The sequence below is a fragment of the Paraferrimonas haliotis genome, from assembly GCF_002282895.1.
Lineage (GTDB): Bacteria > Pseudomonadota > Gammaproteobacteria > Enterobacterales > Shewanellaceae > Paraferrimonas > Paraferrimonas haliotis.
On the sequence record NZ_NRRB01000006.1, the window covers coordinates 102,468 to 117,652 of the forward strand.

13 protein-coding genes are annotated in these 15,185 nt (G+C 46.7%); 9 read left to right on the top strand and 4 right to left on the bottom strand.

What is annotated here, in order from left to right; genetic code table 11:
• Window positions 1-26: 26 nt before the first annotated feature.
• A complete protein-coding gene (gene nadK / locus CLC91_RS12470) occupies window positions 27-911 on the bottom strand; it encodes an NAD(+) kinase (protein ID WP_408634231.1) in 885 nt (294 codons plus the stop codon).
• Between the two features lie 86 nt (window positions 912-997).
• On the opposite strand from nadK, the gene grpE reads away from it, so the two are divergent.
• Entirely contained in the window at window positions 998-1,600 is a 603-nt protein-coding gene (gene grpE / locus CLC91_RS12475; RefSeq protein ID WP_095498686.1) for a nucleotide exchange factor GrpE, read from the top strand.
• Between the two features lie 70 nt (window positions 1,601-1,670).
• Here the strand turns inward: grpE and CLC91_RS12480 are convergent, their stop codons facing one another.
• The gene (locus CLC91_RS12480; protein WP_095498687.1) at window positions 1,671-2,183 is read right to left on the bottom strand and encodes a hypothetical protein; all 513 of its coding nucleotides are present in this window, start codon (window positions 2,181-2,183) and stop codon (window positions 1,671-1,673) included.
• Window positions 2,184-2,303: 120 nt separating this feature from the next.
• Here CLC91_RS12480 and CLC91_RS12485 point away from each other — a divergent pair, with 120 nt between their 5' ends.
• Window positions 2,304-2,918 carry a peroxiredoxin family protein gene (locus CLC91_RS12485; protein ID WP_158220742.1) on the top strand — a complete coding sequence of 205 codons (615 nt, stop codon included), beginning with the start codon at window positions 2,304-2,306 and terminating at the stop codon, window positions 2,916-2,918.
• A gap of 11 nt (window positions 2,919-2,929) precedes the next feature.
• On the opposite strand, the gene CLC91_RS12490 is transcribed toward CLC91_RS12485, so the two are convergent.
• A complete protein-coding gene (locus tag CLC91_RS12490) occupies window positions 2,930-3,829 on the bottom strand; it encodes a DMT family transporter (protein WP_095498689.1) in 900 nt (299 codons plus the stop codon).
• A 250-nt stretch (window positions 3,830-4,079) separates the two neighbouring features.
• Between CLC91_RS12490 and dnaK the strand changes: the two genes are divergently transcribed.
• A complete protein-coding gene (gene dnaK, locus CLC91_RS12495; RefSeq protein ID WP_095498690.1) occupies window positions 4,080-5,999 on the top strand; it encodes a molecular chaperone DnaK in 1,920 nt (639 codons plus the stop codon).
• Between the two features lie 102 nt (window positions 6,000-6,101).
• Complete coding sequence (gene dnaJ / locus CLC91_RS12500) at window positions 6,102-7,226, top strand: molecular chaperone DnaJ (RefSeq protein ID WP_095498691.1); 1,125 nt, start codon at window positions 6,102-6,104, stop codon at window positions 7,224-7,226.
• Window positions 7,227-7,340: 114 nt separating this feature from the next.
• On the opposite strand, the gene CLC91_RS12505 is transcribed toward dnaJ, so the two are convergent.
• Window positions 7,341-9,902 (bottom strand): hypothetical protein, encoded by a 2,562-nt coding sequence (locus tag CLC91_RS12505; RefSeq protein WP_095500489.1) that lies wholly within the window; start codon window positions 9,900-9,902, stop codon window positions 7,341-7,343.
• Between the two features lie 200 nt (window positions 9,903-10,102).
• Here CLC91_RS12505 and pepT point away from each other — a divergent pair, with 200 nt between their 5' ends.
• The 5 genes from pepT (at window position 10,103) to carA (ending at window position 15,173) form a co-directional block, all read left to right on the top strand.
• Window positions 10,103-11,338 (top strand): peptidase T, encoded by a 1,236-nt coding sequence (gene pepT / locus CLC91_RS12510; RefSeq protein WP_095500490.1) that lies wholly within the window; start codon window positions 10,103-10,105, stop codon window positions 11,336-11,338.
• 89 nt (window positions 11,339-11,427) lie between these two features.
• Window positions 11,428-12,228: a M48 family metallopeptidase gene (locus CLC91_RS12515; protein WP_095498694.1), complete on the top strand. Its 801-nt coding sequence runs from the start codon at window positions 11,428-11,430 to the stop codon at window positions 12,226-12,228.
• A 98-nt stretch (window positions 12,229-12,326) separates the two neighbouring features.
• Entirely contained in the window at window positions 12,327-12,944 is a 618-nt protein-coding gene (locus CLC91_RS12520) for an FKBP-type peptidyl-prolyl cis-trans isomerase (protein WP_095500491.1), read from the top strand.
• A gap of 109 nt (window positions 12,945-13,053) precedes the next feature.
• Window positions 13,054-13,866, top strand: a complete 813-nt coding sequence (gene dapB, locus CLC91_RS12525; RefSeq protein WP_095498783.1) for a 4-hydroxy-tetrahydrodipicolinate reductase — start codon at window positions 13,054-13,056, stop codon at window positions 13,864-13,866.
• A gap of 149 nt (window positions 13,867-14,015) precedes the next feature.
• A complete protein-coding gene (carA, locus tag CLC91_RS12530; RefSeq protein ID WP_095498696.1) occupies window positions 14,016-15,173 on the top strand; it encodes a glutamine-hydrolyzing carbamoyl-phosphate synthase small subunit in 1,158 nt (385 codons plus the stop codon).
• The last annotated feature ends 12 nt before the right edge of the window (window positions 15,174-15,185 follow it).

Below are 15,185 nucleotides of genomic sequence, written 5' to 3' on the forward strand. Positions count from 1 at the left end.
TACTTTGACAAAACGAGCGACTCGCCCTAAAAAAGCTTAGAGCCCCAGCCTAGCTTACTTCGAAGCGCTTCGAAATAATCATGATGTTTAGGATGAATTAAGCGCAACTTTTGTTGTGAACGTCGAATGATGATTTGATCATCGGCGAGCACGGGTAAGGTAATATGGCCGTCACAGGAAATCATTTGTTCGGAACGATTATCGGGGGATATTTGTAAGGTTATAACACTGCTCGCATCAATAACGATAGGACGCGCCGACAGCGTATGGGGGAACATGGGCACCAGAATGAATGCATCAATGTTAGGGGTTAAGATAGCACCGCCTGCTGACAAAGAATAAGCGGTGGAGCCGGTTGGGGTTGATACGATCATGCCGTCAGCTCGTTGCGAATACATGAATTTGTCATCAACGAACACTTCAAACTCAATCATATGGGCAACTTTACCCGGATGCAGAACTACTTCGTTCATGGCCGTATAGTGGCTATTCACGTCACCGTGGCGATGAACTTCTGCTTCAATCAAGAAGCGAAACTCGGTGTCGTAATCGCCATCGAGCACCTGTCCTAAGGGATCTTCGAAGTTATCCGGAGGCAGATCAGTTAGAAAGCCCAGATTGCCACGGTTGACTCCGATGACGCCGATGTCATAACGAGCCAGCACTCTCGATGCACCCAGCATATTACCGTCACCGCCAATCACGATGGCAAGGTCCGCTTCTTGTCCAATTTGGTTAATGCTGGCGGTGTTACAACTAAAATCCAACTGTTGCGCGGCAGTATATTCAACAATGACCTGATGACCACGAGCGATCAGCCACTCATATAAGCGGGTTAAGGTAGCTTTCGTTTGGCTGTGGTGAGATTTACCTACCAGTCCAATGCATTGAAATGAGCTTATAGACACAATTGTTAAACCTAGCCCTTGAAACAGTCGAGTTGATCCCCATAATAATCACACAGTCGAAAGAAACAAGTTTATTAGCTGGAGTAACCATGACGGATCCTAAACATGATCAAGTCAATGAAGAGCAACTAGAACAACAAAATGAGTCGTTAGATGGCGAACAAATCGAAACCAACGACGCCGTCGAGCAAGTTGAGGAAGAGCAAGCGCAAGCAGACCCCATTGCAACCTTAACGGAAGAATTAGCGAAAGCTAATCAGCAAATTGCCGATCAACAAGATTCGGTGCTGCGTGCTAAGGCGGAAGTGGACAACATTCGTCGCAGAGCGGCAATCGACGTTACAAAAGCAAAAGATTTTGCCTTAGAAAAGTTCAGTAAAGAGCTGTTGCCCGTAATCGATAACCTTGAACGAGCGCTGGCAGTGGAATGCGATGAATCGGCAAAGGCGGTTCATGAAGGGGTTGAGTTAACCTTAAAATCCTTCTTAGCGACGGTTGAAAAATTTGGCATCAAGGTGGTGGACCCGAAAGGAGAAGCGTTTAACCCGGATGCGCATCAAGCCATTTCTATGGTGCCCAACCCAGAGTTACCAAACAACACTGTGATGGACGTGATGCAAAAAGGCTATGAGCTGAACGGACGTTTGTTGCGCCCAGCCATGGTGATTGTCAGTCAAGGTGGCGCTAAGTAGCGCCATTGCAACATTAAGCTGATACAAGTAATCGCGACTAAAAGGATCCTTAGGATCCTTTTTTCATGCCTTAGAAAGCGGCTCGATAGCCTATGCTTGCGGCGGGGTATCCGTCGTCTTTGTACTGATTGTAACTGACGCCAAAGTTAAAGCCGGACTTTTGATAGCCGCTCCAGTAATACTTATATCCTAGGGAAGCGCCTACATGGCGTTTGTACTCTGTTTCACCTAGGTAGTTTGGCGGCGGATTATCCCAATTGTAATGAATCTCTTCGCTAATCTTTAGCACACCAAGGTAACCGGTTAACGCATGGTGTTTATCTAAATAGTAATGAGCACCGATACCGCCAGCAAGAAAACTGTCAACGTCAGAAGTCGGCTCTTTTAAGTTCACCCCAAAAGCTCCAAAGACGGTAAAGTCTGGGCTTTGCAAAGGTAAATGAATTTGGGTGCCAACAAAGCCGTATTGCACACCCACACCGAGCTCAACAATTGGGGCTAAGGGGGCGGATGTCGCTGTAAACGAGCTAAGCAGCAAAACACACGCGCCTAAAGTCGATTTGACGGATAAGGACTGTCCCATGGACGAAATCACCTTGTGTTAAATTTTTATTGTTGTAATAAAAGTCTCTTTGTTAAGGTCTTTAGTGTCGAAGTTCACTAAAAATAACCATAGAGACCCATGATGTTAACAAAAGTTTTGATGACAAAATTAACCGCCCTTGGATTACTTGCGCTAAGTCACACTGTTGCCGCGACACCTTTTAAGAGTGACGCTAATGACGTGACCCCTTTGCAAACCGGGCAGAGCATTCCTAGTGTTACCGTAACAACCATGGCGGGCGATGACGTTGCGTTGACGGATGTTGTGGCAAAGTCACCCACGGTACTTGTGTTTTATCGAGGTGGTTGGTGTCCGTTTTGTAACCAGCAGTTGGCCTCGCTGAACGAGGTGTTAGGGCAAATTCGTGCGAATGGTTACCAAGTGTTAGCGATTTCACCGGATACTCCTGAGCGCCTAGCGAAGACAAAAACATCGGAAGAAATTGATTACACTTTGCTATCGGATAGCTCACTTAATGCCATCAGTGGTTTTAAGTTGGGTTTCTTTTTAGACGATAAAACCGCTAAACGTTATCGTGACAGAATGGGACAAGTGTTTGTAACGGCCGAAGGTACCAACAAAATCGTACTGCCGGTACCTGCGGTTTATGTGATTCAAACCGATGGCAGCATCAGTTACAGCTATTACAATCCGAATTATCGCGAGCGTATGGATACCTCGGAGTTACTCAAAGTAACGGCTGCTGGTTCTTAAACGACCCTCAGCTAAGGTTTGAGCTTTACCAAGCGCTGCAGCATTAACGCGGTAATGATGCAGCCAAGCCCCACGTATGTCGCCGCTCGAATGTGCTCTTCTAGGATTGCGCTGATGAAAAACAGAGACAATACCGGGGATAAAAACGCTAAGTTTGATACGCTGGCGGTTGAGACTTGATTAGAAGCGCTCGCCAATTTGAGCGCTTTTAGCCACAGCACAAAGGTAATCCCCATTTCAAATAAGCCTACGTAAACTGCCGCAAACAACGCCTTATAAGTCATGCTAGGAAGGCCGTCGGTTAGTAGCGTCGCTGCCAAAATAAAGGGTAGACTGATGCAAAAGCTGATGAATAAGCTGACGATTGGCTCGCCCTTATCTTTGGTATTAAACACCCAATAAAGCGCCCATAAAACGGTAGAGAGAAGCGCTAAAAACACGCCCAAGCCACTTTCAAATTCCATGGCCAATATGTTGCCACCAGTAGCAATGATTAATACCCCTAAGTAGGCGATAATCGCGGCGACAATATCTACTTTGGTGAGCTTTTGTCCCAGCAGCGGTACCATCAATAAGCTCAATACCACAGGCCAGGTATAATTCAACGACTGTGCTTGCTGTGCAGGTAGTAACGCATAAGCTTCAAATAGCACCAAGTAATATAAAAAGGGATTGAGTAAGCCGGTTTTTAAATAGTGAGCGGGTTGATTGTTGAGTTGACGACCCACTAAGCGCCACTGTTTTTGATAGCTCAGCAAACCTGCGAGAAACAACATTGATGCCAATGACGCTAGCAACACCAGCTGAATGGGCGTTACTTGCGTCAAGGCAATTTTAAACGCCGTTGCAACCGTCGACCAAAACAACACCGCCAAAAGTCCATAGCCGTAGGGCTTCCAGTGAGCTTGCATGATTGTTTGTTACCTTATGGCGATGACAGCTGAATACTATCTAGTAAACCACGATTACGAGCAAATTAATTTGAGTTTTTTTCGGTTTTACCCTTGGAATATAAAATCTCGCCCCTATATAGCAAGTAACCGGATTTTGAGGGATAGGGCAATTGGCCCTTGAAAAGCAACAAGGCGCCCCCATATCCCTAACCAACACAGAGATTTTTGTTGAAGCAATCCTTCAACTGCCGTAACTGGAGAAAGTAAAATGGGCAAAATTATTGGTATTGACTTGGGTACAACCAACTCTTGTATCTCAATTCTTGATGGCGATGCACCAAAGGTAATCGAGAATGCCGAAGGTGATCGCACGACTCCGTCTATCATCGCATATACCGATGATGAGACTTTAGTAGGTCAGCCAGCGAAACGCCAAGCGGTTACTAACCCGCACAACACAGTTTTTGCTATTAAGCGCTTGATTGGTCGTCGTTTTGAAGACGATGAAGTTCAGCGCGACGTCGATATCATGCCGTTCAAAATCTTGAAAGCAGATAACGGAGATGCTTGGGTTGAAGCGCAAGGCAAGAAAATGGCGCCTCCACAAATTTCTGCTGAAATCTTGAAGAAAATGAAGAAGACCGCAGAAGACTACTTAGGTGAAGCAGTTACCGAAGCAGTTATTACTGTACCGGCTTATTTTAACGACTCACAGCGTCAAGCAACTAAAGACGCTGGTCGTATCGCAGGTTTGGAAGTTAAACGTATTATTAACGAGCCAACGGCTGCAGCACTTGCCTATGGTTTGGATAAGAAAACCGGCGAGAACATTGTTGCGGTTTACGATTTAGGTGGTGGTACTTTCGATATTTCTATTATCGAAATGGACAACGTTGATGGCGAGCAAACCTTTGAAGTACTAGCCACAAACGGTGACACTCACTTAGGTGGTGAAGATTTTGATAACCGTCTTATCAACTACTTGGTTGATGAGTTTAAGAAAGATCAAAGCATTGACCTACGTAACGATCCGTTGGCGATGCAACGTCTTAAAGAAGCGGCTGAGAAAGCGAAAATTGAGCTATCTTCAGCGGTTCAAACCGAAGTTAACTTACCGTACATCACAGCCGATGCCACCGGTCCTAAGCACTTAGTGGTTAAGGTAACTCGCGCTAAGCTTGAGTCCTTGGTTGAAGATTTGATTAGCCGCTCACTTGAGCCGTTGAAAGTGGCGTTAGCGGACGCAGATTTATCTGTATCTGATATTAACGACGTGATTTTGGTGGGTGGTCAAACCCGTATGCCGAAAGTACAAGAAGCGGTAACAGGCTTCTTCGGTAAAGAGCCTCGTAAAGACGTGAATCCAGATGAAGCGGTTGCTATGGGTGCTGCGGTACAAGGTGGGGTACTTTCTGGTGACGTTAAAGACGTATTATTGTTAGACGTTACTCCACTATCTCTTGGTATTGAGACCATGGGTGGCGTAATGACTAAAGTGGTTGAGAAGAACACCACGATTCCTACTAAAGGAAGCCAAACCTTCTCTACTGCAGAAGACAATCAAAGTGCGGTAACCATTCACGTGCTTCAAGGTGAGCGCAAACGTGCTGGTGAGAACAAATCTCTAGGCCAATTTAACCTAGAAGGCATTCAACCTGCGCCACGTGGTATGCCACAAATTGAAGTAAGCTTCGACCTAGACGCTGACGGTATTTTGCATGTGTCTGCTAAAGACAAGAATACCGGCAAAGAGCAGAAGATCACCATTAAAGCGAACTCTGGTTTGTCTGATGATGAGATTGATGCAATGGTACGCGACGCTGAAGCGAATGCTGAAGAAGATGCGAAGTTTGAAGAGCTTGTGCAAGCTCGCAACCAAGCTGATGGCCTAGTACACGCGACTAAGAAGCAAGTCGAAGAAGCGGGCGAAGAGCTAGCGGCTGAAGACAAAGCGGCTATCGAAGAAGCATCCAAAGCGGTTGAAGAAGCGGTTAAAGGCGATGACAAAGACGCTATCGAAGCGGCCAGTCAAAAGTTGATTGAAGCTTCTGCCAAGTTGATGGAAATTGCTCAAGCGAAAGCGCAAGCTCAAGCCGGTGGCGAAGCGCCACAAGGCGACGCTCCACAGCAGCCTGCTGACGATGTTGTTGACGCTGAGTTTGAAGAAGTAAAAGACGACAAAAAATAATTAGTTTTTCACACTAATTAAATCGATAAGCGGGCGTATGGGGAAACTCATATGCCCGTTTGAATGAGCAATGTTAGCAAAATAAGCGAAGCTGCAAAGACTATGTCAAAACGAGATTACTACGAAGTACTTGGGGTCGGTCGAGACGCCAGTGAGCGTGAAATTAAAAAGGCGTATAAAAAACTCGCCATGAAATTTCACCCCGACCGCAACCCTGGTGATGCCAAAGCTGAAGCTTCTTTCAAAGAAGCCAAGGAAGCTTATGAGATTTTAACCGATGCCGATAAAAAGGCCGCTTACGATCAGTTTGGTCACGCCGGTGTTGATCCGAATCGCGGTGGTGGCGGTGGTCACGGCGACTTTGGGGACATCTTTGGTGATGTGTTTGGCGACATTTTTGGAGGTGGCCGTCGTGGCGGTCAGCGTCAAGCGCAGCGTGGCTCAGATTTGCGCTACAACATGGAGCTTAGCTTAGAAGAAGCGGTCCGAGGTGTTAGCAAAGAGATTCGTATCCCCACTTTAACCGAATGTGAAGTGTGTGACGGTTCGGGAGCTAAAAAAGGTTCTAAAGCAGAGACTTGCGGAACCTGTCATGGCCAAGGCCAAGTGCAAATGCGTCAAGGCTTCTTTGCCGTGCAGCAGCCATGTCCAACCTGTAATGGACGCGGCAAAATCATTAAGGAACCATGCAACAAGTGTCATGGCCATGGGCGTTATGAGAAATCTAAAACCTTGTCGGTTAAGATTCCTGCAGGTGTCGATAGCGGTGATCGCGTGCGCTTATCTGGTGAAGGTGAAGCGGGCGAATTCGGAGCTCCAGCCGGTGATTTATACGTACAAGTGCATGTTCAAGAGCACCCAATCTTCCAGCGCGATGGCAATAATCTTTACTGCGAAGTGCCGATTAGCTTTACCAATGCCGCTTTAGGCGGTGAGATTGAAGTGCCAACCTTAGATGGCAAAGTGAAGCTGAAGATTCCTGCTGAAACGCAAACCGGCCGCATGTTCCGTATGCGCGGCAAAGGCGTTAAATCTGTTCGTAGCCACGCGGTTGGTGACTTGATTTGTAAAGTGCTTGTGGAAACGCCCGTGAAGCTTAACGACAAGCAAAAAGAGCTACTAGAAGAGTTTGAAGCCAGCTTGAATGGTGGCAAGCATTGCCATCGTCCAAAAGCGGAAGGCTTCTTTGACGGCGTTAAGAAGTTCTTCGACGACCTAACCAAATAAGCTTCCAAGCTCCCATAAAAAAACGGCAATTTTCATTGCCGTTTTTTTATGGGGACGTACCCCACTTTTTTTAACCACTAACTTTCAATGAGTTAGCGGATAGGGGTACGTCCCCTATGGTTTTAGCTTGAGCTCGATGAACTGCAAGCTATGGGCGTTTTTGTCGCCGGTAACCGACCAAACTGAGTTGTCGAGGTTAAGCAGTTCGTCGCGGCGGTTAACGCGAACGCCGCCCACAGTTGCGGGTTGCGAAACTAGGTCACCGTCTTTTGATACAAGCGCAACTTTGGTTTGCAAGTAGCTTGTTTTGTTCCACTCTTCCCAAAGAACTAACAATTGGTTGGCGTCGGTTTTCGCTACTTTTACGCGGGAGGCGTTGTGGCCAACATCAGACGCATCGTAGTGAGTTAGCCATTTGATGCCGGTATCTCGCTGTGGCATTTGGTTGCCATCAAATGAGTAGTACTCGCCTTCCTCTGCAGCGTAATCGCCATGCGATACAACCAGATCGTCGCTAACAACGTTGCCGCTGCCACTGGCTTGCTCAAAGCTTGGGCTCACTTTAACAAAGCCAATATTGCGTGCGTTAACTATGTTGTGCGGATCCGATGGGTTATCGAAGCTGGTTTGGGCGTTGTTCAACACTCGACCTTGGGCATCGTGCTCTGAAGCGAATACAACAGCGTAGCCATCGTCAACATCGGCGATTCCACCAAGTTCAGTGTAGGTCTTATTATCATTGCTCCACTGATAGGTTTGCTGTCCGGCAATATCAGTGTAATAAGGTGCGAATGGACCTCGACCATCGTGTGCGGCCACTGTGCCGTGAGCGGTTTTAAAGGTATACACAACGCGGCTGTTACGATCGCTGGCGTTAAAGCGATGGAAATTAACACCACGCGGGTAGTTGTCGCCTAAGTCGATGGCGATAAAGTTTTGGTCGTCCGCAACGCTTAGTACGTTACTGAAAGAATGCCCTGAAAATTGTCCCCAGCTTTTTACGAGAGTCAATGAGTTGGCATCTAATACAATACCGTCAGCACCTTGGTGATTTAAGCCATCAGCGGTTTGGTTATGCAAGCGCGAATACAATAACGCAAGTTTACCGTTAGCATACTTAAGACTCACTACGTTAGTTTCATGATGTAAATCACCAAAATAAGTCATGTTCAGTGTGTTTTGACTGTCATTTAGCTCTTTTTCACCAAGCAATTTGCCACTCTCATCGGTTTTTATAAGAACCGCCGACAAGCTTTTATGTGGATCGCTGTTCTTGTTGTAGTTAGGGTCGGTGTTACCGGCTTCAAAAAGAACATAGTAGATATTGCCATTGTCATCGTTTGTTGATGCGGCAATCAGATAGTCTTTATGACTGCTTGCAGATGGCAAAGTCAGAGTCGTACTGGCATAGCTAGAAGGGTTGAACTTAGTTAGGTAGTTGGTGAATTTCTCACGGTCTTGCCAAACCACGCCCACTTGCCCGTCACTCAGTTTCATTACGCTGTAGTAATGGTTTTGTCCGTATTTATTAGCGTCATCGCCAGGGCCTGCAGTAAAGTCTGCTACGGCTTTAGGAGTAATGTTGCTGTCGAGTGATACCTCATAGGCATTCACGCTTTGCAAACCCGCCACATCAGCCAGTTGCGCGGCCATTACGTTATCAGCAACTTGGAAGTAAGTTGATGGCGCTGCGGCATTGGCATCAACAACCACAACCGTCATGGTATCGCTGATATCATCTAAATTTAACGCGTCGACAGCGGTATAGCCGTTAGCATCTGGAGCGGCGTCAACATGAGCCAGCAAGTTAAATTTATTGAGACTGGCGTCGTATTGGTACAAATTAACCGCTTGATTATTTTCAAGCTTTAGGCGCACGTAATGCTTGCTGGCCACAAAATTGTCTTGTGAATTGCTAGCCGATTGCTGAGGGGCTGAGAATTGATAAGCAGTAAAGTGCTCGTCACCAGATGACAACTGACCAGATGCAATAGGGTAGTTGGCATTGCTGTAACTTGTGCCGGTATAGCAAGCATTTTGGTAGAACTTAGAGTAAACGTTCACTGCACCAATGATATCGGCTTTATCAACATTACCAGCGCACTGACCTGTCTCGGTGCTAGTGCCGGGTGCTACGATATTTGCGGTGGCAGCAAATTGAAAATGCTTAACTGGTTGTAAACCCGTGGTACTCGTTTGAGAAGCCGCATCAGTGGTTGCAGTATTCGTTGCCGCAGTGTCTGTTACAGCGGTACCTGTACCTGTGGTTGCGGTGCCACTATCAGTTGTCGCGGTCCCAGTTCCCGTCTCTGTCCCAGCATCAGTGCCAGTTGCAGGCTGAGTTGCCGGCACCAAATCCAACATTGGGGTGGTATCCGTTGCTGCGGTTCCTGTATCAGGCTGAGTTGCCGGCACCAAAGTCAACATTGGCGTAGTATCGCCGTCAGTTGTTGTTGCGCCGTGTACCGTTGAGCCACTGCCACTTGTTGCGCCCGTATCCGTGCCAGTATCCGTGCCAGTATCTACAGGCGTTTGCACTGGAGTCGAAGCACCACCATCGGTTGCGGCTCCAGATATTACTGGCGTTGATGATGCCGCTGCAGGAGCATCAGAATGATCGTCACCACAGCCACTAAGTACAAGAGCTAATGCCGCTGCACATAATACTTTATTCATTGAGCCTTTCTCACGTGTTTAACAATTCTCAATAGAATCCATTAGTTGCAGGGTGAAAGCTGTGTTGAAGATGCTCTGTATGTGTGAAAGGAAAGATGACTCGGTCACTTTTCTTCTAGTTTTGAGAGCGGTGAATCATTTTTATACATCGAAGTTATGGATACTGTTGCGTCGTTTTACTTGATATTGACAGGTTTTCTATGCGCCAACAGCTTCTCGACCGTTTTCTTCGTTATGTTCAATTTGACACCCAATCCAACGCCGCCAATGGGAACTGTCCTTCAACCCCTGGGCAAATGGAGTTAGCCAAAACCTTGCAGCAAGAGCTATTAGCAATGGGGTTGGACAAGGTGAGTCTTGATGAGCACGGTTATTTGTTTGCTAGACTTCCCGCGAACACTTCAACCAAGGTTAGCAGCATTGGCTTTATTGCCCATATGGATACGGCAATGGATGCCAGCGGTGCCAATGTAAAACCGCAAATCATTGACGATTATGATGGTGGCGTTATTGAGCTTGGTAATAATCAGGAGCAGTTAGATCCGCAACAATACCCGGAGCTTGCTCGTTTAGCTGGACAAACATTGATAACAACCGATGGCACTACGCTGTTAGGTGCGGATAATAAAGCCGGAATTGCGGAAATCATTACTGCCATGGAGCATTTGTTAAAGCATCCAGAAATCCCTCACGGCGATATTTGTATTGGCTTTACCCCCGATGAGGAAATTGGTCGTGGAGCGCATTTATTTGATGTGGAAAAATTTGGGGCGCATTGGGCCTACACTATTGATGGTGGTGAATTAGGAGAGCTTGAGTTTGAGAATTTTAACGCCAGCAGTGCCGTGGTCACTTGTCATGGTGTCTCGGTCCATCCAGGTAGCGCCAAAAACAAATTGGTTAATTCAATGAACATTGGTGCAAAATTCCAGGCGCTAATGCCGGAGCATCCTACACCAGAAACCACGGAAGGCTACGAGGGGTTTTATCACTTAGCGGCCATAACCCCAAGCATTGCAACAACCGAATTACTGTATATTTTGCGTGATTTTGACGAGCAAGCTATGGCCGCTAAAAAAGCATTTATGCACGCTAAAGTTAATGAGCTTAATGAGCAATTAACCCGAGGCTCTGTATCCATAGAAATTACTGATTCCTACTTTAATATGAAGGAAAAAGTAGAGCCCCACATGCATATTATCGAGATCGCCGAGCAAGCGATGACTAACCTCGATGTCCAACCCAAAATAAAACCCATTCGCGGTGGTACAGACGGAGCGCAATTGTCATTTAAAGGGCTGCCATGCCCTAATGTATTTACCGGTGGCTATAACTTCCACGGTATTCACGAATACGCATCCTTAGACCAAATGGAAAAAGCGGTGGAAGTCATCGTGGAAATTTGTCGATTAACCGCAATACGAGAAGCAAAATAGCGAGTAACATAAACGCAACAAAGCGCTTGAATTGGGTGCCTCTCACTGCCAAAATGAGAGGCATCTTCTAAGGTAAAAGGACATTTGCCATGCGATTTAAGCTTGTCGTTGTCGCTGTTGCTACAGCAGTTACACTCAGCAGTTGTGCACTGCATAAATCCCCTACGGGCCGTCATCAAGTGTTGCTTTTTTCTGAAGCAGAAATGACGCAAATGGGCGCCCAATCTTTCGCTCAAATTAAGAAACAAGAAAAAATTTCTACCGACGCTAACAAGGTCGCATACGTTCAATGCATCGCAGATGCCATTACTGCCGAACTGCCGACTAAGCAAAACTGGGAAACGGTTACTTTTGAATCGGATCAGTTAAATGCCTTCGCCTTACCCGGAGGTCATATTGGTGTGTATACAGGTTTGATGAAAGCCGCCGAAAACCAAGATCAATTGGCGGCGGTAATAGGCCATGAAGTTGGACACGTATTAGCTCGTCACGGCAACGAGCAAGTGACCCGAGGTCAGCTGTCCAGTGCCGGCTTGCAAATTGCGAATATAGCGCTGCAAGGGCAAAGCCAAGCCGAGCGAGAAATGGCGATGTCAGCGCTGGGTGCCGGCTTGCAGTTGGGGCTAATGTTGCCTTTTGGCCGTGCTCAAGAAACCGAATCCGATGAAATCGGTGCCGAGTTAATGGCCAAAGCGGGTTTTGATCCATCCCAAGCCATTGTCTTGTGGAAAAACATGGCCAAGTTCAGTGAAGGTGCGCCACCAGAGTTTCTATCGACTCACCCGTCCCACAGTACTCGAATCGAAGATTTAACGGCTCTGCAAGCTAAAGTGATGCCTATCTATCAGCAAGCAAAAGCGCAAGGAAAGCGACCAAACTGCTCTCTTTAATATGATGTTATTCGCTTAAAAAAAACGCCGGTACGTAGCAGATTTCCAAGTGGCTTTCATGCTACAATCCGGCGAATTTTATTAACTGAGTGACAAACATGTCAGAGAAATACAATACCGTAGAATTACAAGCCAGTTATGGCGTGGGCCTTCAACTTGGCGAGCAACTTGCCGCAAACTCTTTCGAAGGAATTTCCATCAGTGCCGTACAACAAGGGTTGGCCGACGCATTCCGTGGTGACGAAATGCAAATCAGCGAAGACGATCTTCGCAATGCCTTCACTGTTATCGGTGAGCGCATTCAAAAAATCAAGCAAGAAGAAGCCAAATTAGCAGCAGCCGAAGGCGAAGCTTTCTTAGCTGAAAACGGTAAGCGTGACGAAGTAACCGTTCTTGAGTCTGGTCTGCAATATGAGATCATTACTGAAGGCCAAGGTGAGCTTCCTACTACCGACTCTACTGTACGTTGTCACTACCACGGTCAATTGACTAATGGTGAAGTGTTTGACTCGTCAGTTCAACGCGGTCAGCCTGCGGAGTTTCCAGTAAGCGGCGTTATCGCTGGTTGGACTGAAGCATTACAAAAAATGCCAGTTGGCTCTAAGTGGAAACTGTACGTTCCTCACAATCTAGCCTACGGCGACCGTGGAGCAGGCGCAGCCATTCCTCCGTTCGCAGCATTGGTATTTGAAGTCGAATTGCTCGACATCGTTTAAAAGATTAAAGGCGGGTAATCATCCCGCCTTTTTTTTGGCTAAAAGTTTGCTAAGCGAGGTTTTAGCCAAAAAGCTGAAGATTCAGACTGACTGGAGATACTTAACTATCATGACTAATCAACTTAGAATAGCAGTGGCAGGTGCTAACGGCCGAATGGGCAAGATTTTGGTGGAAGCTGCGGCTGTAGATGACTCAGTTAACTTAACCGTGGCGACGGTTCGTCCAGGCTCTAGTTTGATAGGTGTGGACGCAGGAGAACTAGCTGGAGTAGGCAATATTGGAGTTCAGCTAAGTGATGATCTATCAAGTAATATTGATGATTTTGATGTTTTGATTGATTTTACCTCTCCAGAGGCTTGTTTATCTCACATATCCTTGTGTGAAAAGCATCGTAAATCCGTGGTTGTAGGCACAACGGGGTTATCTGAGCAAGAATTAGCCAATGTTGGTTTGTCAGCTCAACATATTGCTATTGTTTTTGCACCAAATATGTCAGTTGGCGTTAATTTGATGTGGAAGTTGCTAGAAGTTGCAACTGAAGTTATGGGTGAGTACGCCGATATAGAGATCCAAGAAACTCATCATCGCCACAAAAAAGATGCACCAAGCGGTACGGCTTTGAAAATGGGCGAAGTGATTGCTAACAAGCTCAACCGAGACCTTAAAGACGTGGCGGTATATGGGCGAGAAGGGCTAACCGGTGAGCGAGATTCCAAAACCATAGGCTTTGCTACAACCCGCGCTGGCGATGTAATTGGCGATCATACAGCCTTGTTTGCAGACCTTGGGGAGCGATTGGAAATTACTCATAAGTCATCAAGTCGTATGACCTATGGAAAAGGGGCCATGCGAGCGGTTAAGTGGGTCGTAGAACAACCGAGTGGTCTTTATGATATGCAACAGGTGTTAGGGTTAAAGTAAGATAATTAGTGGTTAGCCGATAAATAATTAGTCAAAGGCCAAATTTGGTTAGACATGTTGGCTGTATACCGCTAAAATGCGCGGAATTTGTCTGCGGTTTGTATTTTGGATCCAGCTCAAATTTTACATAAAAAATGGTGGCTTAAAATCTGGAGGTTGTGTTGAGTAACTCAGCATTATTGGTCTTAGAAGACGGTACAGTATTTGAGGGCGTTTCAATTGGCGCTAACGGTGCCGCGGTAGGGGAAGTGGTTTTCAACACTTCAATGACTGGCTATCAAGAGATTTTGACGGACCCGTCTTATTCTCGCCAAATGGTAACTTTGACCTATCCTCACATTGGTAATACCGGAACCAATTCCGAAGATACCGAATCAAACAAAATTCACGCATGCGGCTTAATTATCCGCGACCTTCCGCTTCTTGCTAGTAACTTTCGCAATCAACAAAGCTTAGACCAATATCTCGCCAGCAATGGTGTGGTTGGCATTGCTGACATTGATACTCGAAAGTTAACTCGAATTTTGCGAGAAAAAGGATCGCAAGCGGGTTGCATCGTAGCCGGTGGTAGCTTAGATGCCGAACAAGCTTTGGCTCAAGCGAAAGCGTTTCCAGGCCTTAAGGGAATGGATTTAGCTAAAGAAGTAACCACAGACACAACTCACCAATGGCGTCAGGGCAGTTGGACCTTGGAGCATGGCTTACCAAGCGACCGAGCAGCAGAAGACTTGCCCTACAAAGTAGTCGCCTATGACTACGGTGTGAAAGCCAATATTTTGCGCATGCTGGTGGACAGAGGCTGTGATGTAACCGTAGTCCCTGCTAAAACCTCTGCGGCTGACGTTCTGGCGATGAACCCAGACGGCATATTCCTGTCAAACGGCCCAGGTGACCCAGAGCCTTGTGATTATGCGATTGAAGCCATCCAACAGATTCTAGAAACACAAGTGCCAGTATTTGGGATTTGCTTAGGTCACCAATTACTTGCACTGGCCAGTGGCGCGCAAACTGAAAAAATGAAGTTTGGTCACCACGGCGCTAACCATCCAGTATCTGATATTGAAGCCGGTACGGTAATGATTACTTCGCAAAACCACGGTTTCGCAGTAAAAGAAGACAGCCTCCCTAGCTACATTAAGGCCACCCATAAATCGCTGTTTGACGGTTCGTTGCAAGGCATCCATCGCACTGATAAGCCGGCCTTTAGTTTCCAAGGGCATCCTGAAGCGAGCCCTGGGCCGCACGACGCCGCACCATTGTTCGATCATTTCATCGAGCTCATTTCGCAATACCAAGCAGCCAAATAACTCAAGGGAAGA

Excerpts from the sequence above, each read along its gene's own strand:
- grpE (WP_095498686.1), top strand. The coding sequence starts at position 998 with ATGACGGATCCTAAACATGATCAAGTCAATGAAGAGCAACTAGAACAA.
- CLC91_RS12480 (WP_095498687.1), bottom strand. The coding sequence starts at position 2,183 with ATGGGACAGTCCTTATCCGTCAAATCGACTTTAGGCGCGTGTGTTTTG.
- CLC91_RS12485 (WP_158220742.1), top strand. The coding sequence starts at position 2,304 with ATGACAAAATTAACCGCCCTTGGATTACTTGCGCTAAGTCACACTGTT.
- CLC91_RS12490 (WP_095498689.1), bottom strand. The coding sequence starts at position 3,829 with ATGCAAGCTCACTGGAAGCCCTACGGCTATGGACTTTTGGCGGTGTTG.
- dnaK (WP_095498690.1), top strand. The coding sequence starts at position 4,080 with ATGGGCAAAATTATTGGTATTGACTTGGGTACAACCAACTCTTGTATC.
- dnaJ (WP_095498691.1), top strand. The coding sequence starts at position 6,102 with ATGTCAAAACGAGATTACTACGAAGTACTTGGGGTCGGTCGAGACGCC.
- CLC91_RS12505 (WP_095500489.1), bottom strand. The coding sequence starts at position 9,902 with ATGAATAAAGTATTATGTGCAGCGGCATTAGCTCTTGTACTTAGTGGC.
- pepT (WP_095500490.1), top strand. The coding sequence starts at position 10,103 with ATGCGCCAACAGCTTCTCGACCGTTTTCTTCGTTATGTTCAATTTGAC.
- CLC91_RS12515 (WP_095498694.1), top strand. The coding sequence starts at position 11,428 with ATGCGATTTAAGCTTGTCGTTGTCGCTGTTGCTACAGCAGTTACACTC.
- CLC91_RS12520 (WP_095500491.1), top strand. The coding sequence starts at position 12,327 with ATGTCAGAGAAATACAATACCGTAGAATTACAAGCCAGTTATGGCGTG.
- dapB (WP_095498783.1), top strand. The coding sequence starts at position 13,054 with ATGACTAATCAACTTAGAATAGCAGTGGCAGGTGCTAACGGCCGAATG.